Origin of the sequence: Citrobacter sp. 172116965, assembly GCF_013458095.1 — a bacterium.
GTDB classification, from domain to species: domain Bacteria; phylum Pseudomonadota; class Gammaproteobacteria; order Enterobacterales; family Enterobacteriaceae; genus Citrobacter; species Citrobacter braakii.
Map to the genome: position 1 here is coordinate 1,027,784 of NZ_CP046673.1, position 25,699 is coordinate 1,053,482.

The 25,699-nt window shown below is 52.1% G+C and carries 24 protein-coding genes, 1 tRNA gene and 1 pseudogene; 16 read left to right on the forward strand and 10 right to left on the reverse strand.

Annotated elements, in window-relative coordinates; translation table 11 throughout:
• Nucleotides 1-2: 2 nt before the first annotated feature.
• Entirely contained in the window at nt 3-1,361 is a 1,359-nt protein-coding gene (mltD, locus tag GPJ68_RS04930; protein ID WP_103928927.1) for a murein transglycosylase D, read from the reverse strand.
• A 71-nt stretch (nt 1,362-1,432) separates the two neighbouring features.
• Nucleotides 1,433-2,188, reverse strand: a complete 756-nt coding sequence (gloB, locus tag GPJ68_RS04935; RefSeq protein ID WP_180837157.1) for a hydroxyacylglutathione hydrolase — start codon at nt 2,186-2,188, stop codon at nt 1,433-1,435.
• A gap of 33 nt (nt 2,189-2,221) precedes the next feature.
• Between gloB and GPJ68_RS04940 the strand changes: the two genes are divergently transcribed.
• A complete protein-coding gene (locus GPJ68_RS04940) occupies nt 2,222-2,944 on the forward strand; it encodes a class I SAM-dependent methyltransferase (protein ID WP_019076062.1) in 723 nt (240 codons plus the stop codon).
• Here the strand turns inward: GPJ68_RS04940 and rnhA are convergent.
• A complete protein-coding gene (rnhA, locus tag GPJ68_RS04945; RefSeq protein ID WP_016151805.1) occupies nt 2,941-3,408 on the reverse strand; it encodes a ribonuclease HI in 468 nt (155 codons plus the stop codon). The two genes, GPJ68_RS04940 and rnhA, sit on opposite strands and share 4 nt — an antisense overlap.
• 64 nt (nt 3,409-3,472) lie before the next feature.
• Between rnhA and dnaQ the strand changes: the two genes are divergently transcribed.
• Entirely contained in the window at nt 3,473-4,201 is a 729-nt protein-coding gene (gene dnaQ, locus GPJ68_RS04950) for a DNA polymerase III subunit epsilon (RefSeq protein ID WP_029139417.1), read from the forward strand.
• Nucleotides 4,202-4,335: 134 nt separating this feature from the next.
• Nucleotides 4,336-4,412, forward strand: a tRNA-Asp gene (locus tag GPJ68_RS04955).
• Between the two features lie 155 nt (nt 4,413-4,567).
• Here the strand turns inward: GPJ68_RS04955 and GPJ68_RS04960 are convergent.
• The gene (locus tag GPJ68_RS04960) at nt 4,568-5,086 is read right to left on the reverse strand and encodes a hypothetical protein (RefSeq protein WP_016155747.1); all 519 of its coding nucleotides are present in this window, start codon (nt 5,084-5,086) and stop codon (nt 4,568-4,570) included.
• Between the two features lies 1 nt (nt 5,087).
• Nucleotides 5,088-5,771 (reverse strand): winged helix-turn-helix domain-containing protein, encoded by a 684-nt coding sequence (locus GPJ68_RS04965; protein WP_223307926.1) that lies wholly within the window; start codon nt 5,769-5,771, stop codon nt 5,088-5,090.
• Nucleotides 5,772-6,521: 750 nt separating this feature from the next.
• On the opposite strand from GPJ68_RS04965, the gene GPJ68_RS04970 reads away from it, so the two are divergent.
• The 9 genes from GPJ68_RS04970 (at nt 6,522) to GPJ68_RS05010 (ending at nt 15,625) form a co-directional block, all read left to right on the forward strand.
• On the forward strand, nt 6,522-7,070 hold the full coding sequence (locus GPJ68_RS04970; protein WP_049040759.1) for a fimbrial protein: 549 nt from the start codon (nt 6,522-6,524) through the stop codon (nt 7,068-7,070).
• Between the two features lie 69 nt (nt 7,071-7,139).
• A complete protein-coding gene (locus GPJ68_RS04975; RefSeq protein ID WP_019076063.1) occupies nt 7,140-7,688 on the forward strand; it encodes a fimbrial protein in 549 nt (182 codons plus the stop codon).
• Nucleotides 7,689-7,729: 41 nt separating this feature from the next.
• Nucleotides 7,730-10,201 (forward strand): fimbria/pilus outer membrane usher protein, encoded by a 2,472-nt coding sequence (locus GPJ68_RS04980; protein ID WP_104652201.1) that lies wholly within the window; start codon nt 7,730-7,732, stop codon nt 10,199-10,201.
• Nucleotides 10,202-10,227: 26 nt separating this feature from the next.
• Nucleotides 10,228-11,004: a molecular chaperone gene (locus GPJ68_RS04985; protein WP_046275745.1), complete on the forward strand. Its 777-nt coding sequence runs from the start codon at nt 10,228-10,230 to the stop codon at nt 11,002-11,004.
• A gap of 12 nt (nt 11,005-11,016) precedes the next feature.
• Nucleotides 11,017-11,622: a fimbrial protein gene (locus GPJ68_RS04990; protein ID WP_019076065.1), complete on the forward strand. Its 606-nt coding sequence runs from the start codon at nt 11,017-11,019 to the stop codon at nt 11,620-11,622.
• Nucleotides 11,619-12,683, forward strand: coding sequence for a fimbrial protein (locus GPJ68_RS04995; protein WP_104652200.1), 1,065 nt, complete (start codon nt 11,619-11,621; stop codon nt 12,681-12,683). The genes GPJ68_RS04990 and GPJ68_RS04995 overlap by 4 nt, the downstream gene beginning before the upstream one ends.
• 9 nt (nt 12,684-12,692) lie before the next feature.
• A complete protein-coding gene (locus tag GPJ68_RS05000) occupies nt 12,693-13,235 on the forward strand; it encodes a fimbrial protein (RefSeq protein ID WP_016155755.1) in 543 nt (180 codons plus the stop codon).
• Between the two features lies 1 nt (nt 13,236).
• The gene (locus GPJ68_RS05005; RefSeq protein ID WP_180837159.1) at nt 13,237-14,904 is read left to right on the forward strand and encodes an O-antigen ligase; all 1,668 of its coding nucleotides are present in this window, start codon (nt 13,237-13,239) and stop codon (nt 14,902-14,904) included.
• 1 nt (nt 14,905) lies between these two features.
• A complete protein-coding gene (locus GPJ68_RS05010; protein WP_172860846.1) occupies nt 14,906-15,625 on the forward strand; it encodes an EAL domain-containing protein in 720 nt (239 codons plus the stop codon).
• Between the two features lie 15 nt (nt 15,626-15,640).
• Here the strand turns inward: GPJ68_RS05010 and GPJ68_RS05015 are convergent, their stop codons facing one another.
• From GPJ68_RS05015 to fadE, 3 genes are all read right to left on the reverse strand, one after another.
• Complete coding sequence (locus GPJ68_RS05015) at nt 15,641-16,051, reverse strand: Spy/CpxP family protein refolding chaperone (RefSeq protein ID WP_016155758.1); 411 nt, start codon at nt 16,049-16,051, stop codon at nt 15,641-15,643.
• Nucleotides 16,052-16,228: 177 nt separating this feature from the next.
• Complete coding sequence (locus GPJ68_RS05020; RefSeq protein WP_016151813.1) at nt 16,229-16,996, reverse strand: amidohydrolase; 768 nt, start codon at nt 16,994-16,996, stop codon at nt 16,229-16,231.
• A gap of 110 nt (nt 16,997-17,106) precedes the next feature.
• Nucleotides 17,107-19,551: an acyl-CoA dehydrogenase FadE gene (fadE, locus tag GPJ68_RS05025; RefSeq protein WP_104652198.1), complete on the reverse strand. Its 2,445-nt coding sequence runs from the start codon at nt 19,549-19,551 to the stop codon at nt 17,107-17,109.
• A 239-nt stretch (nt 19,552-19,790) separates the two neighbouring features.
• Here fadE and lpcA point away from each other — a divergent pair, with 239 nt between their 5' ends.
• Together lpcA and GPJ68_RS05035 are read left to right on the forward strand one after the other, a co-directional pair.
• Nucleotides 19,791-20,369 carry a D-sedoheptulose 7-phosphate isomerase gene (gene lpcA, locus GPJ68_RS05030; protein WP_016151815.1) on the forward strand — a complete coding sequence of 193 codons (579 nt, stop codon included), beginning with the start codon at nt 19,791-19,793 and terminating at the stop codon, nt 20,367-20,369.
• Between the two features lie 149 nt (nt 20,370-20,518).
• A complete protein-coding gene (locus tag GPJ68_RS05035; RefSeq protein ID WP_016151816.1) occupies nt 20,519-21,286 on the forward strand; it encodes a class II glutamine amidotransferase in 768 nt (255 codons plus the stop codon).
• Here GPJ68_RS05035 and dpaA read toward each other — a convergent pair.
• On the reverse strand, nt 21,257-21,997 hold the full coding sequence (gene dpaA, locus GPJ68_RS05040; protein ID WP_016151817.1) for a peptidoglycan meso-diaminopimelic acid protein amidase: 741 nt from the start codon (nt 21,995-21,997) through the stop codon (nt 21,257-21,259). The genes GPJ68_RS05035 and dpaA overlap by 30 nt on opposite strands.
• 349 nt (nt 21,998-22,346) lie before the next feature.
• On the opposite strand from dpaA, the gene GPJ68_RS05045 reads away from it, so the two are divergent.
• Nucleotides 22,347-23,108: a C40 family peptidase gene (locus tag GPJ68_RS05045; protein WP_016155761.1), complete on the forward strand. Its 762-nt coding sequence runs from the start codon at nt 22,347-22,349 to the stop codon at nt 23,106-23,108.
• Nucleotides 23,109-23,146: 38 nt separating this feature from the next.
• On the opposite strand, the pseudogene GPJ68_RS05050 reads toward GPJ68_RS05045, so the two are convergent.
• A pseudogene (locus GPJ68_RS05050) lies at nt 23,147-24,865 on the reverse strand (flagellar biosynthesis protein FlhA); the annotation flags it as partial.
• On the opposite strand from GPJ68_RS05050, the gene lafU reads away from it, so the two are divergent.
• Nucleotides 24,777-25,691, forward strand: a complete 915-nt coding sequence (gene lafU, locus GPJ68_RS05055; RefSeq protein ID WP_071600315.1) for a putative lateral flagellar export/assembly protein LafU — start codon at nt 24,777-24,779, stop codon at nt 25,689-25,691. The pseudogene GPJ68_RS05050 and the gene lafU overlap by 89 nt on opposite strands.
• The last annotated feature ends 8 nt before the right edge of the window (nt 25,692-25,699 follow it).

A 25,699-nucleotide genomic window follows, 5' to 3' on the forward strand; every position in this document is an offset into this window, starting at 1 on the left:
TATCAGGAGTCCGGCATACCGTTGTTTTTCACAAACAACGTTAGCTGATCGCCTGGCTGCAGATTGTTCGTATCGCTGTTCCAGCGCATCACATCCTTGATGTTAACCCCGTGGCGTTTGGCAATGCTCGAGAGCGAGTCGCCTTTACGCACACGATAGGTGATGCTATCGCTGTTGTTCGCCAGTCGCTGTGCGCTGGTACCAGCGCCCACCGTCAGGTTTTGGCCTACTTTCAGCGATGACCCGCGCAGATTATTCCACTGCTTAAGGTCATTGGTGCTCACGCCAAGACGTGAAGCGACGCCAGAAAGCGTATCGCCAGAGCGAACTTTGTAGCTACGGCTGTTCAGCGGCGTGTTATCCGCAACCAACGTTGACTGCACGGCTGCAATTTCGCCTGAGGCCAGAGACTCACGCAGCTTCTCTGCATGCTTCTTTGGCACCATCACATATTGCGGACCGCTGGCACCCAACGTGGAGCCTTTCACGCCTGCATTGAAGGTTTTCAGCTTGCTGACGGAAATACCTGCCATATCGGCAACCTGAGCCATTTCAACCGGGCTACTCAGGCGAACACGTGCCAACGCGCGGCTTTCGTCTGTTGTTGGCAGACGCACGCCATAGCGTTTGCTGTTTTTGAGTATATCGCTCAATGCCAGCATTTTTGGCACATATAGCTTCGTTTCCTGAGGCAATGGCAACGACCAGAAGTCAGTGGGTTTACCACGGGCTTTGTTCGTTTTAATTGCCTTCATGACACGACCTTCACCGCTATTATAAGCAGCAACGGTCAGCAGCCAGTCGCCATCAAACATTTTGTTCAGACGCTGCATCATGTCCAGTGCGGCGGTGGTGGAAGCCACAACGTCGCGACGTGCATCATAATTGCGGGTCTGTTTTAAACCATAATTGCGCCCCGTGCTCGGAATGATCTGCCAAATACCTGCGGCATTGGCGCCAGACGTTGCGTGAGGATCAAAAGCGCTCTCCACTATGGGTAGTAGTACCAGTTCCATTGGCATGTTACGTTTCTTAACCTGCCCGGCTATCCAGTACATATACGGCTCTGCCCGTAAAGTTACATCGTGGAGATAGCTCTTATTGCGTAAATACTTCTGTTTCTGTTCGCGAATCCGGTTGTTTTCCGGAATTCCCATCTTTAGCTCGTCACCAATGAAAGCCCACAAATCTTGATCAGCAGCGATAGATGTTCCGTCGTCCATCCATCGCGCCTGACTTGTAAACTTTCCTGCTTCCCCTTGACCAGCTGCAGAAAGGCTCTGTGCGTGTTGTTGGACGTTACCAGTATTCTGGCACCCAACAAGCAGGACAGAGGCGAGTAATATCGCTTTTGCCTTCATGTGTGTGTCAATAGTTGCTTAAAAGACGACCGATCATAACGGCGAAGTTTTCAAAAGGCAACCCGCAATTGTCAGAACGTATCTTTCTTTGACCTTAACCAGGCAAAACGCTCTTCAGGTTGTTGCAATATTGTTTTTTTATTTATTTCATTAATTAAATCAATAGCTTCTGTTCTTAAAAAAAGATTATTTCGTCGCTCATTTTTCAGAATTACGGGGAGTGTCATTTGTTTTTTTACGCGTAACTCATTAACTTTACGATAATATTCATTTATGAACGGATCGTGCGGAAGAATGCTTAAGGCAAACTTCATGTTTGCTAATGTGTACTCATGTGCGCAACAAATCAATGTATCGTCAGGAAGTGCGTTTAGTTTTTTAAGTGATTGATACATTTGAGATGCTGTGCCTTCAAAAAGCCGACCGCAGCCACCGGAGAAGAGCGTGTCGCCGCAAAACAGGTAAGGGTGGCTAAAGTAACAGATATGTCCTAAAGTGTGACCCGGCGTAGCAATTACCGTAAATTCATGCCCCAAAACGAGTGCAATATCGCCATCTTCGACTATATGCGTCGTTCCCTTATCTTGCGTTTCAGCCGGTCCGTATACCGCTATTTGTGGGAAATGTTGCAGAAGTTCTTTCACGCCGCCCACGTGATCCTGATGATGATGTGTCAGCAGAATGGCCTCGGGAACCCAGTTATGTTCTGCAATAGCTTTCAGAACAGGTTCTGCTTCACCCGGGTCCACAATCAGACAATGTTTGTCATTATTCGACAGGACCCAGATGTAATTGTCCTGAAATGCAGGAATACTGTTAAGATTCATAGATTACCTCTCAATGCGTAACGGAAGGTTGTGATGAAACCGGCAAGGATCCCTCAAACTGTCGTAGCGCCCGTTAGTTGGGATGATTTGCCCTGGGGCGAACACTATCGTCAGGCGCTGGAGCATCAGCTTAACCCGTGGTTCGCAAAAATGTACGGATTTCATCTGCTTAAGATTGGCAATTTAAGCGCAGAAATCAATTCTGAAGCGTGCGCGGTTTCTCATCAGGTAAATGTTTCTTTGCAAGGCGCTCCCATGCAGGTGACTGCCGATCCTTTACATCTGCCCTTTGCCGATAAGTCCGTGGATGTTTGTTTGTTGGCTCATACGCTGCCGTGGTGTTCCGATCCACATCGCTTATTGCATGAAGCCGATCGCGTGCTTATTGATGACGGTTGGTTGATTCTGAGCGGCTTTAACCCGGTAAGTCTGATGGGATTGCGTAAACTGGTGCCCGTATTGCGTAAAACATCGCCCTACAACAGCCGGATGTTTACCCTCATGCGGCAGTTGGACTGGCTCTCATTGTTGAATTTTGAAGTACTGCACTATAGCCGTTTTCATGTCCTGCCCTGGAACAAGAAGGGCGGGAAAATGTTAAGCGCCCATATCCCTGCGCTGGGCTGTTTGCAACTGGTGGTTGCGCGTAAGCGAACCATTCCGCTTACGCTCAACCCGATGAAACAAAATAAAAGCAAAACGCCTATCCGCCAGGCCGTTGGCGCAACCCGGCAATACCGTAAACCAGACGTTTAAGCCTCAGCCTGATACCCAATATCATCCTGAGTGGGACGCATTGCAGCAGCGCGCGCAAGCTCATCACAGCGTTCGTTTTCCGGATGGCCCGCATGGCCTTTAACCCATTCCCATTTGATTTGATGCGGCCCCAGCGCGGTATCCAGACGTTTCCACAGATCGACGTTCTTCACTGGTTTTTTATCTGCTGTTTTCCAGCCGCGCTTCTTCCAGTTGTGGATCCACTGCGTAATGCCCTGGCGCACATACTGGCTGTCCGTGCTGAGTATCACTTCACACTGTTCTTTCAGGGCTTCCAGCGCAACGATTGCCGCCATCAGCTCCATGCGATTATTGGTGGTGAGGTTGTAGCCTTCGCTAAAGGTTTTTTCGCGCCCGCGATAGCGTAAAATCGCCCCATAACCACCTGGCCCTGGATTTCCCAGGCAAGAACCATCGGTGAAAATCTCTACCTGTTTAAGCATCTCTGGTAGACTTCCTGTTTTAGCAAATCGAAATCAAACGATAAGTCTGACATAAATGACCGTTATGAGCACTGGAATTACACGACAGATCGTCCTCGATACCGAAACCACCGGTATGAACCAGATTGGCGCCCACTACGAAGGCCACAAGATCATTGAGATCGGTGCGGTTGAAGTGGTGAACCGCCGCCTGACCGGGAATAACTTCCACGTTTACCTGAAACCGGATCGGCTGGTGGACCCGGAAGCGTTTGGTGTACACGGAATCGCAGACGAATTCCTGCTTGATAAACCTACGTTTGCCGATGTGGCCGATGAGTTTCTCGACTACATCCGCGGTGCGGAGCTGGTCATCCATAACGCATCGTTTGATATCGGCTTTATGGATTACGAATTCGCTAAGCTCAGGCGGGATATTCCGAAGACAAACGAATTCTGCAAAATTACCGATAGCCTGGCGCTGGCGAGGAAAATGTTTCCTGGCAAGCGCAACAGCCTTGATGCGTTATGCTCACGCTATGAAATAGACAACAGTAAGCGAACCCTGCACGGCGCATTGCTCGATGCCCAGATTCTGGCCGACGTTTATCTGATGATGACCGGTGGGCAGACCACGATGGCGTTCTCGATGGAAGGTGACAGCCAGCAGCAGAATGACACGGGGATCCAGCGTATTGTGCGACAGTCCAGCAAACTACGCGTTGTTTTCGCCACTGATGAAGAGTTAGCGGCCCATGAGTCGCGCCTTGACCTGGTGCAGAAGAAAGGCGGAAGTTGCCTCTGGCGGGCATAGTTTGTACGTTTTCCGTATGGAAATGACCATTCGGGTGATTTTTGCAGCAAACGATTAAAAAACGTGAGAAAAAGCGTTGACGACGCGTGAGGCAATCCGTAATATTCGCCTCGTTCCCAAGCGGAACACAACGCGGAGTGGTAGTTCAGTTGGTTAGAATACCTGCCTGTCACGCAGGGGGTCGCGGGTTCGAGTCCCGTCCATTCCGCCACTATTCAGAAAGCCTGAATCAGAAATGATTCAGGCTTTCGTCGTTTTAGCCCGCCACAATAATAATCTCATCATCACACTTTATCGACCACGTCCGTGCTATCGGGCAGGCAACACATCAGGTCATCCTTAACCCGACGCATATCCAGGGGCAGATCAACCTGCGAAGTGATTCATCACGCAGGCGAAGCGGGGGGAAAAGTTATCGCCGATAAGCACCGTTTCTTCATTCAAGTGCTTTAGCATATACAGCTTGTCGGCACGTTCGTAAGCGTCGAAGAAGAGATAATCGACAGCATCCGTTGCTTCATCATCGGGAGATTTTTCACGTCCGTTGGGAGTGAGCATGAAAACACCGGCGGTATGGCCGAGTGGTCGGGCATAGCGAAAGAACAGTTTTCGGTTCACAGCAAACTCGCCATCATCACTTTTGAGTTTCCCTTGTACTGACAATGAAAGGTGTCCGGAGTTGTAGCTGGTAATCAGCATTATTCCATGGAGTACCTTTTTTGTATCCTGGATGTCGAGTATCGACGTGAATTCCGAGGAGCAGGAAAAACTGATTTCTTGTTTTTTCGCATTCCCGGCGATAATAAAAAAAGCGATAGCCGCCAGCCCAAAAATGGCAATCACGACTGACCATAGTAAAGGAGAGTGATCGCTTTCTTGCTTCATATCATTCCTCATGATGGCGATACTGGCTGATGCAATGGTAATAGCCGAGGTTCAGCCCGCATTCAGCGGCAAACGACCACTCAACCAGATTATGGTTGCTCGCCCAGGTATTGAGATACAGATCTTTTGGGTACGAACAGTCGGGGTTAATGCCCACGGACTTGAAAATATCCAGCGCTTTCTTTTCGGTTATGGTGTCGGTGAGGGCGTTTCCTAATATATGTACACGGCATTGTTCATAGTCGATAGTCCGCAGGATAGTCGCGTCCGTCATGGCGATTTCATTGGGAATCCATGTTAACCACGCTGTCGCCAGCACGGCGATTCCGGTAATTAACGCGGTTATCGCCACAGGCCAACGGCTTTGTTTCTTTTTGTTGAGCGTCGATGCAACATTGGCAATTCTGGCGGGAGCTTGCGCTTCTTCCAGTTGCTGAATATTGATATTAGCGTCGCCCATCCGAAATCCCATCCGCGGAATTGTGACGATGAGTTCTGCAGGATGACCTGTAGACGTTATTGCTTTGCGCAGAAATGAAATGTGCTGATTGAGATTCGCATCCGTCGCTCTGGCGCCATTATGCTGAAAAACATTTAGCAGAATTTCATCACGCGAGGATATCTCTTTACCATTTTGCAACAAATAGAGCAGTAATTGTGTTGCCACATTATTCAATGTGGCCATTTCACCAGATGCCAGGTCTTTTAGGGTATTTTTATGTGGTCTGAAAACTAAGCCATCACCAATAATTACGGATTTAATTTTGTTTATTGGTATATGAGAAATCACTGATGTCTCCTTTAAAGCAGGATATCTCGCATTCGAGTGGGTGAAGCAATAGCATAACATAATTCATTTATAAAAAATGGTTGTACCATAGATCGCTTTATTAATATTTATATAACAATATTTTAATATCTCTTATAGAATCCTCTTTTCTCCTTCCTCTCTTTCACTATCTTATTGTCATTACTCGCTTTTGATATCCAATTTCATTTTTACAAAAATTTCATAAATACATTTTGCCTGTTGTTCTGGCTAAATAAAAAAATAGTTGATAGATAAAAACTCTATAAAAATGCTAAATGATAGATACTAACACTGGCTGTGTCGTGATTTTTGGCGGTTTTTTAGGTAAACGGTCGCTCTGCAGACAGTGTTACAACATGATTCCCTGAGTTTGATTAATACCGGATTTTTGCATTGTGTCATTTTCTCGTCGACTTAATATAAGCCCCGAAACAGCGTAAACAACTGTGGACGGTATTTCTGATGGAATACCAATGAAGTTCAAAATACGGGGCGGCTTGAGATGGATTGTTTGCAAGGATATGCGCTACCGCCACCTGCAGATCAGGATTTTCCGGACATAAATTATCTGCGGAAATAGATCTTCGGAATAACTAAAAAACAGATATAAGGTTAAGTAGTAATATGAAAATGAAAAACGTGGCTGTGGCCTGTGCGCTGATGGCGGGAATGACTTTTACTGCCTCTTCTGCTTTTGCTGCAAACAATGTCGAACCGACTAACGGTAAAATTCACTTCACCGGTTCTCTGGTTAATTCCGCATGCGGTCTGGCACCAGAATCCAGCCCGGTACAGGTTAATTTTGGTGAGATCCCAACTTCCCAGTTAAAAGACAACCAACGTGCTGGCGTTAAGCATGCCAAAATCGTTCTGCAGGGCTGTGATACGACCGTCGCGAAAACAGCCACTGTGACTTATACCCCAGCAACGATTGATACAGACAACAACGCGCTGGCTGCGTTCACCTCTGGTACTGCAAAGGGCGCGGGCATCGGTATGATTGACAGTGGCAACCAGGACGTGGAATGGGGTCAAGCCGCCTCTCAGGTCAACATTACCGATGGTGAAACCGACATTGATTTCGTCGCTTACCTGCAGGCAAACAACGCATCTGCAGCGGTAACCCCAGGTGATTTCGAATCTACCGTTAATTTCCAGATCGACTACCAGTAACGATCTGCAGCAGGCGCATTAACGCGCCTGCTTAACCCTTCCTGCGAATAACTGAAAGGAAATGCGGTGATGCCTGGATGGCGAATTTTACTGCTTTTTATCTTCATATCGCCTGCATGGGTTTTGGCTGACACCAATCGTCTTGTCAGTACGCCCGGCAAAATGCGCATGCGCGGAAATATTATTGAGGCTGCCTGTTATGTCGATCCACGCGACCGGTCGCTACTGGTTGAATTTGATGATCTCTCAGCCAGAGATATTTCCGGAAAACCAGAGAAAGTATCAGCGCATGATTTCAGCATTCATTTGTTGGGATGTTCATTAGGGGATTCTCAACACCCCGGGAATCTGTTTCAACGCGCCAATATTACCTTTTCTGGCGCACCGGATAGTGACAATCCTGATTATCTAAGCGTGCAATCGGAAACTGAAAATTTAGCGATAGAAATATATGACAGCAACGGACAGCAAATTCATCTGGGTGAGCCATCACCGGACTATGTGCTTAATCCAGGGAAAAACACGCTCAATTTTACGGCTTATTTGATCTCCCGCGACGGAAGAATGACATCTGGCGAATTTACTGCGGTCACGCATTTTGTTGTGAATTATCTCTGAGCTGCACTGCAATTCGGGTATCTGAAGGTTTGCGAACGAAAATGATCACGCTGAAAACAGATAAAAAACGTCTGGCGCTTTTTATTGCTCTGGTCTGTGCCTCTTCATGGGCTGAAGCGGATGAGGCCATTGAATTTAATACCGACGTACTGGATGCCAGCGACAGGCACAATGTCGATTTGCAGCGTTTTTCCGAAGGCAACTTTGTGACTCCCGGAGAATATCTGCTGGATGTTCGTATTAACAGCCAGGAGATTCCACAGCAGTCGATCCGTTATATCGTCGATCCTGCCAACCCGCATAAATCCATGGCATGTCTGACCCCGCAACAACTCGAATTACTGGCGCTCAAAGAAGAAGCGCTGGCCTATATTCATCCGATTAGCGCGACCTGCTATGACATTTCCCGCCTGCCGGGTGTGGCGTTGAATAATAGCGCAGGCGTACTGGACATTATCGTGCCACAGGCGTGGATGAAATATACCGATCCAGACTGGACGCCACCGGAGCGCTGGGATAACGGCGTCGCGGGGCTGATTTTTGACTACAGCGTCTCGGGCCAGGCCACACATTATGAACAGGGCGGCGATCGTTATCGCTCTCTGTCTGGCTATGGGCAGACAGGTTTTAACCTCGGCGCGTGGCGATTTCGTGGCCAGTATCAGGCCAATTACGCTTCGGATGATAATCGCGGCCGTATCGACTGGGATCAGATCTATGCCTATCGACCGTTGCCGATGCAGGCTGCAAAACTGACGGTCGGCGAAATCTACCTGAATTCCCAGGTTTTTGATTCGGTGCGTTTCACCGGGGCTAACCTCGCCAGCGACGAGCGTATGTTGCCACCGAATTTGCAGGGCTACGCGCCTGAAGTGCACGGCATCGCCCGCAGCAATGCGAAGATTACCGTCAGTCAGCAGGGCCGTGTTATCTATCAAACCACCGTTCCTGCAGGGCCATTTAATATTCAGGATCTGCACGGTTCGGTACGCGGCACGCTGGATGTTCGCGTCGAGGAGCAGGATGGCAGCGTACACACTTTTCAGGTCAATACGGCCGATATTCCTTATCTGACGCGCCCAGGCTATGTGCGCTACAACGCCGCGGTCGGGAAGCCATCGCGTTATAACCACGACGTTCAGGGGCCTGCGTTTTATAGCGGTGATTTTTCATGGGGGGTCAGCAATGCATGGTCGCTGTACGGCGGCGCGCTGCTGACAGGCGATCGCTATAACGCCTGGTCGATGGGGATTGGGCGGGACTTGAGCTGGCTGGGGGCGCTGTCGGCTGATGCGACGCAATCCATGAGTCGGGTAAAGCATCAGGCTGAACAAAAAGGCATGTCTTTTAAGCTCAGCTACGCCAAAACTTTTGATGAGTACAACAGCGCCATCACCTTTGCCGGTTACCGCTTCTCACAGCGTAACTTCCGCACTTTCTCGCAGTTTCTCGACGAGCAGTATGAAAATAACAACAGTGCCGGCAACGAAAAAGAGATGTACACCATCACCGGTAACAAAACCTTCTTTGCTGACGATCCACTATTAGCGACCACGCTGTACCTGACCTATACCCACCAGAACTATTGGGATCGCGGTTCCCAGGATCGTTACGGATTATCGATGGGGCACAGCTTTTCATTTGCTGGCATCCAGGGGATCAGCGCCAACGTTGCGGCTTACCGCTCTGAGTATCAGGGCAAACGAGACGACAGTCTTTCGCTTTCAATCTCGGTGCCATGGAGCGATGGCCGCTCTATGGATTACGAATTGCAGAACAGCGGCAACCAGACCAGCCAGATGGTTTCGTATTCCGATAACCGCGACCGTAACAATCCGTGGCGTTTGCGCACAGGGGTTTCCGGTGAAGGGCGTACGGCGTTTGATGGCTATTACAAGCACCGCAGCATGATGGCGGAACTGGAATCTAACGTCAGCTGGCAGCAATCACGTTATTTCTCCGTTGGCGGCACGATGCGCGGCGGTTTTACCGCGACGCGTCACGGTGCGGCGCTGCACAACAGCCAGGCGTCGATGAATACCGCCAGGGTGATGGTTGATACCGACGGGGTGGCGAACGTGCCGCTGAACGGCGAACAGGCGCACTCAAACCGCTTCGGTATTGCCGTCGTACCGGACGTCGTTAGCTATCACAGCTTTGATACCCGTATCGATGTGGACGCAATGGACGAGGACATTTCCGCGACTAAAGCCATTGTGACCAACACCCTGACTGAAGGTGCGATTGGCTACCAGCATTTTGCCGTGGCGCAGGGGCAAAAAATGATGGCGCTGCTGCGCCTGAAGGATGGTTCGGTACCGCCGTTTGGCGCCGAAGTGTTTAACGCTAACGGCGTTAGCGTCGCCATGGTAATGGAAAACGGTATGGCCTGGATTGCGGGTGTGAATCCGGCTGAGCGTCTTTCCGTTGCCTGGGCTGGCCGTGCGCAGTGCCACTTACAGGTGCCACAACAAATCAACCCGGAAGGTAACGTGCTGTTGCCTTGTGAATAATTTCAATAACCTGAATGAATTTTGTCATGAATAATCAAGCTTTTTACTCCGTGCAGCGTTGGCTTAAACCCGTGGCCTGTGGCCTGCTTTTGATTGCAGAGATCAACACCTCATGGGCGGGTATTGCGCTCGACCGTACCCGCATGATCATCACTGGTGATGCGCGCTCAGTCAGTGCGAACTTAACCAATACCAGTCCGAGCATTCCGTTTCTGGCTCAGTCGTGGGTGGAAGATGCCAACGGAACAAAAATTACCTCGCCGCTGATGGTCTTACCGCCGCTGCAACGAATTAACGGCGGGCAAAAGGGAATTGCCCGCGTGACGAAAACCAGCGGGATCAACGCCCTGCCGCAGGATCGCGAGAGCTTGTTCTACCTGAACGTACGTGAAATTCCGCCTAAACCGGATAAGCCGAACGTGCTGCAACTGGCGATGCAGTCGCGCATCAAATTGTTCTACCGTCCGGCCGCCATTGTGCCGGAAACGCCGGGCGCAGTGTGGCAAAACCAACTGGTCTTTCACAAGCAGGGCCAGCGCTGGAGTGTGGATAACCCAACGCCTTACTTCGTCACCTTAATCGGCTTAAGCCGCAAGCCAGAAGCGCAGGGAGGCGGCAGATTGACCGACTTCCCCGGCGTTATGGTCTCACCAAAATCCTCTCTCGATTTCAGCGTCACGGACGGCAGCGTCAGCCAGTTCAGCATGATGTACGTGAACGATTTTGGCGGTCATCCCGAACTGAAATTCAGCTGCACAGGCAATGTATGTAAAGCATTGCCGATGGAGCAACAGCCCCGGTAACAGGAATCGTAAATGAAAAAGATGCTTTGCGCCCTGCTGATGGCGGGCATGGCCTGGCAGGTTCAGGCCACCAGCGGCCGCCAGGATATGAGCAACGTGTCCGGTGAGTATGGCAACGTCCGCTTTCATGGCCGGGTCTACGTGTCGCCGTGCGTGCTGGATATGGCCTCACGCGATCAGACCATCAATCTTGGTGATATTTCCGCCAGTCGGTTTCGCCAGGGCGGCGATCGCAGCGAACCGGTGTTGGTCACGCTGTACCTGAACGGCTGCTTAAAGGGCTCTGGTCATACCCTGAGGGATTTCCCCGGGCAGACCAGCGAAATGCCTGAGCTGGCGCACAGCACGGTGGAACGTGGCGTTTCGATGACGCTGATGGCCGAAGGCGCGCCGGAAAACAGTGACCTGGGGCGTATTCGTGGTGATGTGCGCGGCGCGGGCATTCGGCTACTGACCGAGCGTAATCAGCTGATCCATCTGAACCAACCGCAACGTATGTGGATCCTCAAACCAGGCGATAACGCCATTCACTTTCTGGCCACGCTGGAATCTTTTGGGCCAGAGGTGACTGCCGGAGAATTTAACGGCCTGGTGAGACTTAAGCTGGAGTATCTATGAGCGTATTACGCAAAGCGCTGTTGTGGGTTGCCCTGGCTGGCTGTCCACTGGCCGGGCAGGCATTTACACAGGGGGAAGGTGAGCCGGAGGGCGGGTCGCCGCATCAGTACGATATCGAATTGAGCTCGCTGGATGTCAGTAAAAACCACGTGGGTGGCAGAACGGATCCGTTTACCTGGAACCTGGGCAGTTGGTATGTGGTGAATTTCTATTGCGAGCAGGCTGACATCTTCCGGTCGCCGATTTACTACACCACCACGACTACGATGCCGCCTTCAAATCAGGGGGCGAACCGTTTTCGGCTAAATGAGTATCTGGATGTAGAAGTGCAGGTGTGGGTTGCCGGGGGCTATAAACAGTATGTTCAGGCGCCTTTTACCAACGTTTCAAACCGCAACAGCAATAACACTTGCAAAAAGCGCAAGGGCTACACGCGCGCCACTAACGTTGAAAGTGGTTCAAAAGGGAAAGTGACGTTTATTGTCACTAAACCCATTATCAACGGCATCAATATCACTTCCCAATCGCTGGTGGAGGTAGCCGGGCGCATGGGGAGCGCGGGACCTACGCCCACTACGGCGATTTCCCGTGTGGTGATTAAATCCGGGCTGATTACCGTACCGGACAAATGCACCTTCAACCGGGGAGACAAAATCAGTATTGAGTTTGGCGATCTGCCAGGATCCGCTGCCCGGCTCAATGGCACTAACTACAGCAAGTCGATCCCCATTCATGTTGTTTGTGAAGGCGGCAGCTTCGATCAGGGCGCGCTGAACATTAATCTTGGCGTACAAACTACCACGGCGTCAGGCACGGCGGGGTTCAACGATCATCTCCTCGGCACGCTGAGCGGCGGACAAAAGCGCGACGATCTCGGCATTATGCTTAAAGACGAGAGCGGTGGCACCGTCGTGCCCAATCAATTCTATAACGTGAAAGGTTTTTACCAGAATCAGGGCGACTGGAATCTCACCGCTGCACCGGTGGCAAAGCCGGGCGTGGGAAGCGTTAAGGAAGGTGAGTTTGAAGCCTCTGCCACCGTTGTTGCGCAGTTTCAGTAGGGGGATGCCATGAGATTTTCGGCGTTATTCGCGATCGGTGTGTTACTGCTTGGCGGCATGGCGCAGGCCGACACCAAACTGGTCGGCGGTGATATGTATTTTCACGGCACTATCAGAGCGCTGGCCTGCAGCCTGGCACCAGGAGGCGACAAAATCGAGGTCGATTTCGGGCAAATCGCGACGCAGGATCTCTATCTCTCGGGGCGCAGTAAGCCGGAAAAATTCAGCATTCAGCTACGCGACTGCAACCCCGAGGTTTTTCGCGGGATCTCGGTCACTTTCAGTGGTAGTGAGGATGCTGAACTGGACGATCATCTGGCGCTGGATAGCAGTGAACAGGGTGGCGCGACTGGGATCGGTATTGGGATGAGCGAAGAGGACGGCACGGCAATTCGCCTTGATGAGAGCACGTCAGTCAAAGAGATAACTGCAGGCTCGATGACGCTAAATTTTTGGGCGTGGGTCGCAGCAGAGCCGTCGGCGATAAAAAATCAGTCTCTCGAATACGGTCCGTTCAGCGCCAGCGGGACCTGGACACTGAACTACCAGTAGCATGATGAACGCACTGAATCGTATTGCCCCGCTGCCTGCGCAGAAATTATTGCTCGTTATTAGTCTGTTTTTCTGGTGTGGGGGAATGCATCTCTACTGGCTGAATAACGGCGGCAGCGGTCTGTCGTTGCCGCTTAATATTACGAGCTGGATTTATGCCGTTGTGCTGGCTGCAAGCGCATCAGTGCTGGTTCCTCGTCAACGCTGGCGCATCACTGTCCCCGCCACGGTTTTTTCGATGGGGGCGCTCATCCTGACGCTGCTTTGTCTGCTGACGCCTGGCGTCTGGCAGTTCGAGGCGCAGCTGGTCGCAGGGGCGCTGCTGGGAGGCGTGCTCGTCTATCTGGTGACATTGCAGATTCCGCTTGCGGCAAACACCCTGACGGTACTGCTGACCCTGCTATGGGGCGCGTGCGTCATCGAATGTCTGGCGTTTTTGTATCAGTACTGGCATTTGCCGGGAGTTGATTACTGGGAGTTTGCCTGGCGACGCGGTACGCGGCCCTACGGTATTTTTCAGCAGGTCAATCTGATGGCCAGCTTCACTGCATCTGGTGTGCTGCTGTCAGCCCCGCTCTTTTTACGGCTACGCGACAGATATCGAATTGTCATCGGGGTTGCTCTGGTGATGATGGGCTTTGTGCTGCATGAATCCCAGTCGCAAACCGGCTATGTGTCTGTGGTGGTAGGTGAAGTCTTGCTGCTGGTGGTTTTCCCGGCGCAACGCCGTATGTTGTTGCTACTTCTGCTGCCGCTGGCGTTAGGCATGGTGGCGGGCACGCTCGCTCGCCATTTTTTGTCCGTTGCTACAGTCGATCACCTGACCACTTCCCAGGTGCGCTGGACGGTGCTTAAAACGTCACTGGCATTATTTGCCGAACGCCCGTGGACGGGGTGGGGCGTGGGCAGTTTTGCCGCCGTGTTTCTCGAACGCGCGGGGCCGTTGGGGCTGAGCAGCATCTCGCATCCGCACAATGAGCTGGTGCTGTGGCTGGTGGAGGGCGGCCTGGTTGGACTGGCGGGGGCGCTGTGCTTTATTACGGGGGGGTTCTGGCTGTGGATGCACGGAAATCACTGGCGTCGCTCTTGTCTGGTGGCGGCGCTGCCGGTGGTTATTCATATGTTGACGGAATACCCCGTCAGGCAGTCAACACCACACTGGTTACTGCTGATCCTGCTGCTTCGTTGTGCAGATAGCCCGCTAAAAGGGGCTCGTCTGACGCTAACGTCGACGTCGCTGATTCGTGCGCTGGCATTGATCTCGTTTTTAACCTTCACGCCATTGTTGCTTCTCTCACTGCACACGCAACAGCAGTTGACGCTGGCGGAGCGACAGTCAGCGCAGTGGCGTCTGGCCGAGTCGCTCCCGGTAGGAGGCTGGCTCCTTGCCCCTCGCTACCGGTTTGATGTTCAGATGGGGTATCTGCAACGGTATCAGCGTACCCGGGACGCTCGCTGGCTGGAAGCGGTTCGCCGCTGGGCGCCTGACTATGTGCGTGTTCACACAGACCCGAATGTCTCCTTCACGCAAATCTTGCTGGCGTTACAGCAGCGCGACCTACCTGAGGCGCATCGTCTGGCGACGCGCTTTTACCTGACATACCCGAACGATCGTCGTATCCCGTGGCTGCAGGATGCACGACGTCCTTTCAATCAAAAAATGGAATGATATGAACAGATTCAGCGAACAGACCCGCCATGGGCCAGAGCTTCCCCGCAACGCCGAGCTGCTGCGGATCACCGGGATCCGTTTGCAGCGCATCCATTTTTTTGATGATGCATCGCTGGATGTCTGTGAGGTGTTAAGTCAGGTACGCACGCCGCTACCGCTCGATCTTTTTTTCAAGCACCTTTCCATCACCGCAAAACAGCAGCTATTTCTGTGGCAAATGCGGCAGGTACTGGCACTCTCAGGAAGTTATTCGCTGAATTTATCCGTCAGGATGCTGACCTGTCTGTCGTGGATTGCGCAGCTCGCCCGACAGGCGCATCAGGGGCGGATTGTTATCGAAATTCAGGATCCGGGCACCATGATGCGACTGGAAAAGGCAGAACAGCAGGCTGTATGCATTGCCGTCAAAACCCTGGTGCGTCACGGGTTTCGCGTGTGGCTGGATGATGTTTCGCCTGAGCTATTTTTTGTCTGGCGACTGTCTGGCATCCGTTTCGATGCCATCAAAATTGAAAGCGGAATGTTTCATCAGTTCAGGACGTCGGATTGGCAGTTAAGGGTACTGGTCAATCAATTTCGCGGGCTGGGAGAACGGGTTGTGATCGAGGGGGTGGAAACGCCGCAGGATTACGCCATTTGCCGTATGAGCGGCGCAGATGCTGTGCAGGGATTTTTGTTCGAGCAGGAAGTATTACCGAAAGGCCTGAATCATTGCTGATTCAGGCCATGGTCATTATTCGCTCAGCGTCTGTGCGATATCTTTTTGCACCTGCTGGCGCTGTTCTGGGGTCAGTACTTTGTTCAGGTCGAAATAGTATTTCACGCGGTAATAACGCGCCTGCTGTTCGATATTGCTGAAGGCGGAAAGCTGTTTTTTGACGGCGGCTTCATCCCATTTCCCGGACTTGATGACGTCAATCAACGCGCCGTCTTTAACATCCTTCACCGATATCTGGCTAACGTTGGTTTCAAGCTGCTGGTGCAGCTTTTTAATCTGCGCAACCTGGTCAGTGCTCAGTTTAAGGTGCTGAACTACCGGGTCCTGAGCTGGTGCGGGTACATTGGATACGTTTGCTGCAAGCGTGCTAAAAGAAGCGCCAGCCACGGTTGCCGCCAGCAAAGTCATGCGTACGAAGTTCTTCATTTCGGGATCCTGATAAGGGAATTATTAACATTGTCTGTCACTCGCTGGAGACGAGTGATTATCCTTTGCAGAATACGATGCCCGAAACACGTCGCCACGCGAATTTGTTTTGCGGTTGGTTACGGAGTGAAACAATCCCGCTACGGAAAACGTTGTGCAGCGGGAAGAAGGCGATATCTACAGCGTGAACGGGTCAGCGTCCTGCCAGGCGGGGAACTTCTCGCGGTACTCGCGCAGCGCCGAGAGTGACAGTTCAGCGTCAATGCGCGTAGCCTGATGTGGCTCGGCGGTGGCAATAATCTCACCCTGGGGATTAATCACCCGGCTGTCACCGCGATAATGATGGCCGTTACCGTCAGTACCCACGCGGTTACATCCTGCTACATAAGCCTGGTTCTCAATTGCCCGCGCGGTGAGCAGAACCTGCCAGTGTAGCGAACGCGGCGCCGGCCAGTTGGCGACATACAATGCCAGGTCGTAATCGTTGCGGTTGCGCGACCATACCGGAAAACGCAGGTCATAACAGACCAACGGCAGAATGCGCCAGCCGCGCCATTCAAAAATAACCCGCGCGTCACCCGCCTGATAATGTTGATGTTCATCCGCCATGCGGAACAGGTGGCGCTTGTCATAGAAATGGACATTACCTTCGGGTTCGACCAGCAAAAAGCGGTTTACCGGGCCACGTTCAGACAGGAGAGCGGCGCTGCCTGCTATAAGGGCGTTCGTCTGTTGCGCCTTAGTGCGCATCCAACTGACAACCTCTTCCTGCGGCAGCGATTTGCTTGCCGCTTCCATGGCAAATCCGCTGGTAAACATTTCAGGTAACACAATGACATCACGTCCGGTGACGGTTTCCAGTTGGCGGTCGAAATGGCGCAGGTTGGCCGGGCCATCCATCCAGATCAGCGGTTGTTGCAGCAGAGTAATTTTCAAACCGGGCACGATCGAGGCTCCTCATTGAACAACATTTTGACACTGTAGCATGAGCTCTAACGGAAATGTGGCAATAAAAAGCCCCGCATTAAGCGGGGCTAAACGTTGTGCGTGTGTCGTTACGCGGCTTCGACTTTACGCACCTTCTCTGGCAGCTTTACCGGCTGAGTCGCCAGCGCCTCGGGTTCAAAGTCATCCACGTTGATGCTACGCAGACGACTCGCTTCGGCTTTCACCAGAATTGCGGCTTCGTCTTTATCAATCAGCCCTTTAGCCAGCGCATTGTGCGCCAGTTCATCCAGGCGGGTAAACGGCAGGTTTTTACCCAGCTCTTTGCAGATCCGCTGGTGGATAGGGTCGGCTGCAATCACATCCAGCAAAGCCTCTTCCAGCAAACCTACCGGGTTATGCTCGCTCGGCGTCAGGTATTGACCGCGGCCAAGGCGAGAACGAGTGGCGCTCGGAACCTGCAGAATCTTCGCGACTTTATGATCCAGCTTGTCAGACGGTGCATGGTAGTGGCGACCGGTAGGGAAAATAACCACATTCAGCAGGCCCGCGACCAGTCGGTTCGGGAAGTTTTTCAGCAGGTCGTCCATCGCCTGTTCCGCTTTGTACAACGCATCCTGAACGCCCCAGTGAACCAACGGCAGGTCTGCTTCATTACGGCCTTCATCGTCATAACGCTTCAGTACCGCAGAGGCCAGATACAGCTGACTTAATACATCGCCCAGACGCGCGGAGATACGTTCACGGCGCTTCAGGCTACCGCCCAGTACGGCCATGGAGACATCCGAAAGCAGTGCCAGGTTAGCGCTCAGACGGTTCAGATGCTGGTAGTAACGTTTGGTCGCATCGCCGGTTGGCGTGCTGCTGGTTAAGCCGCGCGTCAGGCCCAACCAGAAGCTGCGCACTTTGTTACTGCCGACGTGGCCGATGTGTTTGAACAGCAGCTTGTCGAACGCATTCACATCGTTACTCTGTGCCGCAGCCATCTCTTCCAGAACGTACGGATGGCAGCGAATCGCCCCCTGACCGAAGATCATCATGCTCCGGGTCAGAATGTTGGCACCTTCAACGGTAATGGCGATAGGCGCGCCCTGATAAGCACGGGCGAGGAAGTTGCTTTCGCCAAGCATAATGCCTTTACCGCCAGTAATATCCATTGCATCGATGATTGACTGCTGTCCACGGTGGGTACAGTGATACTTCACGATGGCCGACAGCACCGCCGGTTTTTCACCCAGCATAATACCGTAGGTAATCAGCGACGCCGCTGCATCCATCACGTACGCGTTACCCGCAATACGTGCCAACGGCTCTTCAATACCTTCCATCTTACCGATAGAGATTTTGAACTGGCGACGAATATGCGCATACGCGCCGGTTGCCATTGCGACCGATTTCACGCCGCCCGTCGAGTTAGACGGCAGGGTAATACCGCGTCCCACGGACAGACATTCCACCAGCATGCGCCAGCCCTGACCGGCCATTTTTGGGCCACCGATGATGTAATCAATCGGCACGAAGACATCTTTGCCCAGCGTCGGACCGTTCTGGAACGGCACGTTCAGCGGGAAGTGTCGACGCCCAATTTGTACGCCTGGCGTTGACGTTGGGATCAGCGCACAGGTAATGCCGAGATCTTCTTCACCACCCAGCAGTTTTTCCGGGTCGGAGAGTTTAAATGCCAGACCCAGTACGGTAGCGATAGGCGCCAGCGTGATATAACGCTTATTCCAGGTCAGGCGCATACCCAGCACCTGCTGGCCCTGCCAGTCGCCCATACAAACCACGCCGGTATCAGGGATCGCGCCTGCATCGGAACCCGCTTCCGGGCTGGTCAGAGCAAAGCAGGGGATCTCCTGACCACGTGCCAGACGCGGCAGGTAATGATTCTTCTGCTCTTCGGTGCCGTAATGCTGCAGCAGTTCGCCAGGGCCTAAGGAGTTAGGTACGCCAACGGTGATCGCCAGGATCCCGGAAACGCCGGAGAGTTTCTGCAGAACGCGAGCTTGAGCATACGCGGAGAATTCCAGCCCGCCGTACTCTTTCTTAATGATCATCGCGAAGAAGCGGTGTTCTTTCAGATACGCCCACAGTTCCGGCGGCAGATCCGCGAGTTCATGGGTGATCTGGAAGTCATTCGCCATGCGGCAGGCTTCTTCCACCGGGCCGTCAATAAACGCTTGTTCTTCAGCTGTCAGATGCGGCTGAGGATAGTTATGCAGTTTTTTCCAGTCTGGCTTGCCCTGGAACAGGTCGCCTTCCCACCAGGTTGTACCGGCATCAATCGCCTCTTTCTCAGTACGCGACATCGGCGGCATGACTTTACGGAAACCGCGGAACACTGGCGCAGAGATCATGGATTTGCGCATTGGCGTAAAGTTAAACGGTACGAGGAGAATGGCCAGAGGAACCAGCAGCCACATTGACCACAGGCCAACCACGCCAAGCGCAGCTGTCCAGGCGAGCAAAATTAAGCTGCTGAGGAATAAGCTCACGCGGTGATAAAACAGAACGCTGAGCAGAACAACCGTAGCGATAATACTCAAAATCATCATAACGAAAAGCTCCCTTGCTTGTAGGAGGTCTGACCACTTGTGATGATATGGTTGTAGTGGATGTAAATTCTTTTAGCAATGTGTTTACAAAATAATTACAACAAAGCTCACATTGTTGCTGTTTTAACCGGCACAAAAAATCAAAAGCCGCAGCCATTCCTGTGGCTTGTACTTCTCGCTGGTAGCGCTATCCGGTACACTGCATCTTGTCATTTACATTCATGCTGAAGGATATCCTCATGTACCAGGATCTTATTCGTAACGAACTGAGCGAAGCGGCGGAAACGCTGGCTAATTTTCTTAAAGATGACGCCAATATTCACGCCATTCAGCGCGCGGCGGTCCTGTTGGCAGACAGCTTTAAAGCTGGCGGTAAGGTACTTTCTTGCGGTAACGGCGGTTCCCATTGCGACGCGATGCACTTCGCCGAAGAGCTGACGGGACGTTATCGCGAAAACCGCCCTGGCTACCCGGCGATCGCTATTTCTGATGTCAGCCATATCTCCTGCGTCAGCAACGATTTCGGTTACGATTATGTCTTCTCCCGCTACGTTGAAGCCGTGGGTCGCGAAGGCGATGTCCTGTTAGGCATCTCTACTTCGGGTAACTCCGGTAACGTGATTAAAGCGATTGCCGCAGCGCGCGAGAAAGGGATGAAAGTCATCACCCTGACCGGTAAAGATGGCGGCAAAATGGCGGGCAGTGCGGATATCGAAATTCGCGTGCCGCACTTTGGCTATGCTGACCGCATTCAGGAAATTCATATCAAAGTGATCCATATCCTGATCCAGTTGATCGAAAAAGAGATGGTGAAGTAAGAAGGCTATTTTATTTGCCATTTTGAATCCGGGCAGTGCCCGAAATCCTCACGTACTACGTGTACGCTCCGGTTTCTGCGCGCTGTCCGAATCTAAACTGGCTGCAACAATTACGCCTTCCCGCTTAAAGGCGTTTGTGGAGGTGATGTATGTGCGAACTGCTCGGGATGAGCGCCAATGTGCCAACCGATATCTGCTTTAGCTTCACCGGGCTGGTTCAGCGCGGCGGAGGTACCGGGCCGCACAAAGACGGCTGGGGTATTACGTTTTATGAAGGTAAGGGCTGCCGTACGTTTAAAGATCCGCAACCCAGCTTTAATTCGCCTATCGCCAAACTGGTACAAGACTATCCCATCAAATCCTGTTCCGTGATTGCCCATATTCGTCAGGCGAATCGTGGCGAAGTGGCATTGGAAAATACCCATCCATTTACGCGTGAACTGTGGGGACGTAACTGGACGTACGCTCATAACGGACAGCTCAGCGGCTATAAATCGCTGGAAACCGGTAATTTCCGCCCGGTCGGGGAAACCGACAGCGAAAAAGCTTTCTGCTGGCTGCTCCACAAGCTGACTGAACGGTATCCGCGTACGCCTGGCAATATGACGGCAGTGTTTAAATATATCGCTATGCTGGCAGGAGAATTGCGTGAGAAGGGCGTCTTCAACATGCTGTTGTCTGACGGGCGTTATGTGATGGCTTTCTGCTCGACCAACCTGTTTTGGATCACCCGTCGTGCGCCGTTTGGCGTGGCGACACTGCTGGATCAGGATGTGGAAATCGATTTTAGCTCAGAGACCACACCCAATGATGTGGTCACCGTGATTGCCACTCAGCCGCTAACCGGCAATGAAACCTGGCAAAAGATTATGCCAGGCGAGTGGGCGTTATTTTGTCTCGGGGAGCGTATAGTTTGATGCCAGTTGCGGCTGAACCACTTCGTGACTCAACGGCTTGCTGATAACGTAACGGCCATCGACGACGGAAACGGTCGGTGGCTTACGCGTTTGTTCAAAGTAATCGTAGCCAGGCTTTAGCTGCGCCCAGAATTCTTTGTAATACGAGAACTTATGGCGCTGCATGTTGGCATCGGTCATGCGGAATGGATAAATGCTAACCTGCACGCTGGACTGCCCAAACACCAGTGCGCCGGTGACAAACTGGAAAATCTCATCAATGCCGTTGTCGGTCATTGCGTAGCAGCCGACGGAAACGCAGGCGCCGTGGATCATCAGGTATTTACCTTCATAACCGTGTGCGCGGTCATAGGCGTTAGGGAAACCAATGTTAATCGCTTTATAAAAGCGGCTATCCGGTTTCAGCTGTCCGCGCTGTACGCTGTAAAACCCTTCCGGGCTTTTGAAATCGCCCTGACGCTGTTTCGGACCTAAGCCGCCGGAATAATTGCAGATCTTATAGCTGTCGAGCAATTGATACTGTTCGCCCATCTTGACGTACAGATCCAGCGTTCGCTCTTCTTTGAAGATCTGGATATAGACGGGGGAGCCCATTAATTGCTGCTTATATTCTTTGCTGACAGGCGTAGTCGGGCTGCTGCTGCTCAGCAAACCGGCAAATGAAACGCACGGCAATAAAAGCATCGCAAGAAAAAATGCGATTTTACGCATACTGCTTATTCCTTGATAAAACGATTACACACGCCAGGACGGCAAAAAGAGTTCCCAAATCGGATAAATCTGGATCTGGAGCGCTCACATTATCACCCAGAGAGTTTTTCGCAAGTCTCTCGTGCGGCGTTTACACTTTAGATTTTCTTTATACGGAAAATTGTGCTTAAAGGCAGTCAGATACTGACGTATTTTGCGGGTTAGCGCACGTCATTAAGTCTTCTGAGTGCAGAATTCCTAATATATTGAATTTAAAAAATTAATAATTTAATAATCGAATATTAAAATGGAATGCCCGGCAATAGCGGTAGACTGCGGCGAACGTGTTTGATTAGGTAGTGTTGTTTTCATGTCTTTTGTCTCTGCGCCCCGACGCTTTTTGCCGGGTCTGCTGTCTTTGTGTGTTGTGTTGTCCTCGCCGTCTGTCGCCAAAGTTCAGCCCCTCTTATCTGACGCCCATTTAAGCTATGCGGCGCAATTACGCATGCGTAACCGCGCCCGGCTGCTAAAGCAGTACCACGCGCAGGTAAAAAAGCAGGCAAGTTATGTGGTGGAAGGTAATGCGCAAAGTAAAAGCGCGCTGCGCCAGCAAAACAGGACGCTGATTAAACAGCACCCGGAGTGGTTCCCGGGGCCATTAAAAGCGAGCGATCAACGCTGGCAGGAGCTGGCTGAGAATGACCATTTTCTCAGTAGCGATCATCTGCACAACATAACCGAAGTGGCAATCCACCGTCTTGAGCAGCAGTTAGGTAAACCCTATTTGTGGGGCGGGACCAGCCCGGAACAAGGCTTTGACTGTAGCGGGCTGATCTTTTATGCCTACAACAAAATTCTGGCAGCAAAATTGCCACGTACGGCGAATGAAATGTATCACTATCGGCGGGCGACCATCGTCGCTAATCGCGACCTTCGTCGTGGTGATTTATTGTTCTTTCATATTCACAGTCGGGATATTGCCGATCATATGGGCGTCTATTTGGGGCAGGGACAATTTATTGAATCGCCGCGTACGGGAGAAACGATTCGGGTGAGCAATTTATCCGATGACTTCTGGCAGGATCATTATCTCGGCGCTCGTCGTATTCTGACGGAAAATACCATTCTGTAATCAAAAAGGCGGTGCGAATGGCACCGCCTCGTCAGGGGTTAACTCAACGCCCCCATGATCTTTAATTCCAGCTCATCCGGAACTTCGTTATATGACAACACCTGTAAGCCTGGTGCAAACAGGCGCGCATAGCGCGCGAGCAGAGGACGTAGCTGCGGTGCGACCAGCAGTACCGGCTCTTTACCCGCGGCTTTCATCTGTTCTTTAATCTGCGGCATATTGGTCTGGAACTGATTCAGCATATTAGGATCGACCGGTACGCTATCGAGCACCACTTTGCCGCTTTGCTGAGCCTGATTCACTACATTAGCCAGCAGATTCTCCAGCTCATTATTCAGCGTGTAGACCGCCAGCTCATCTTTGCGCACAAACGGATGGGTAATGCTGCGACGGAGCGCCAGACGCACATCTGCCGTCAACAGAATATGATCTTTAGTGACGGCGCTACTGGCGACCAGTACGGTGGCAATGGTAACGATATCGCGCAGCGGCACGCCTTCGACCAGCAGCGCCCGATAAACCTTCAAGAGCTGGCTGTAATTCAGCGCCGCGCTCAGATCTTCCGCCAGACGGGGGGCCATCGAAGAGAGGCGGTTATGCAGTTGGGTAATATCATCGTAGTTAAACAGGTCGGGAATAAAGTTGCGAATGACCTTATTCACATGCGTCGCAATGACGCTGGCACTATCAATGACCTGATACCCCATATTTAGCGCTTTGGCTTTTTGCGCCGGGACAATCCACGTCACCGGCATACCGTAGGCCGGATCGTGGCCTAAAACACCATCGATCTCGCCATACGTTTCACTGGAGGGCAGCGCCATCAGCTTATCTGAGGGAATATCGGCCTCATCAGCCTTGATCCCATTGATAAAAATGGCGTACTGGGTCGGTTTTAGACGGAAGTTTTCGCGGATGCGAATTTCCGGGAGCAGCACGCCGTTAGTGTCTGAGATAACCTGCCGTACACCGCGAATACGTTGAGTGAGCGGATTCCCTTTGGATTTGTCTACCAGCGATACCAGCTTGTACCCCAGGCTCAGGCTGATTGGCTCGATCAAAGGGATAGTTTCCCAACTGACCTGTTGCTCGGTGGTTTCAACGATAGTTTTGGTCAGCGTCTCAAGATTTTTCTCTTCAGTTTCAGCCACCTTCGGGCGCTTGCTCATACGCCAGGCGGTGAAACCCATCAGGGCGCTGAACACCAGGAACGGGAAATGCGGCATTCCCGGTACCACCGCCAGTACAAACATAATGCTGGTGGCGGTATAGAGTACGGAGGGGCTGGCCAGCAACTGGCTACGCACGTCTGTGGCGATATCACCGCTGTCGCTCACGCGTGTAACGATAATCGCCGCCGCTGTCGACAGCAGCAGAGACGGGATCTGGGCGACCAGACCGTCGCCGATGGTCATCAGTACGTATTGCTGGAAGGCGGCTTCGGCGCTTAAATCGTATTTAAAAATACCGATACAGACGCCGCCTATCAGGTTGATGGCCAGGATCATCATCCCGGCGATGGCATCACCGCGCACGAACTTCGACGCACCGTCCATTGCGCCATAGAAGTCCGCTTCGCCCGCCACATCTTTACGTCGTGCCTGCGCCTGGGCCTGATTAATCAGGCCTGCGTTCAGATCGGCATCGATCGCCATCTGCTTCCCGGGCATGGCGTCCAGCGTAAAGCGGGCCGAAACCTCGGAGATACGCTCGGCACCCTTGGTAACCACGATAAAGTTGATTGTGAACAGTGTCAGTAAAGCTGACCGCGAAAATATCGTGGCGGCGCTGCATGGTCAGTCAATCTTTAACGGTGGCGGTATGGCGCCGTTAAATAAGCTGGGCAAGCAGCCGATAGCGCCGGGAGCGCAGAAGAAAAACGTCACGCGCAACAAACTCGATAAAACCGTAAACCCGCAGGAGACGGCGAAAATTACGGAAGAGAACGCGAAAAAGGCGCTGGATGTGAATGAAAAAGCGGTGCTGCTGAAACAAAAATCAGCCCGCGAATTGGGCGAACTGGCGACCGACATTAACGTTATCGCCCGCAATGCGCATATGGAAACTAACCTCGAGATGGAGATTGTTCCTCAGGGGCTGCGCGTACTGATTAAAGATGACCAGAATCGCAATATGTTTGAGCGCGGTAGCGCCAGGATTATGCCGTTCTTTAAATCGCTGCTGGTTGAACTGACTCCCGTGTTTGACTCGCTGGATAACAAGATAATCATCACCGGGCATACAGACGCGATGAGCTATAAGAGTAACATTTACAACAACTGGAACCTCTCCGGCGACCGCGCTTTGTCGGCGCGACGCGTGCTGGAGGATGCCGGAATGCCGCAGAATAAAGTCATGCAGGTCAGCGCGATGGCGGACCAAATGCTGCTGGATGCGAAAAACCCGGAAAGTGCCGGGAACCGTCGCATTGAGATCATGGTGCTGACGCAAAGCGCTTCCGATACGTTGTATCAATATTTTGGCCAGCAGGGAGAGAAGGTTGTGCAACCGCTGGTTGATAAGCTGGACAAGCAAAAGCAGGTGACTTCTTTACGTCAACAATCTGCTCCCGTCACTCATTAATTCTGTTC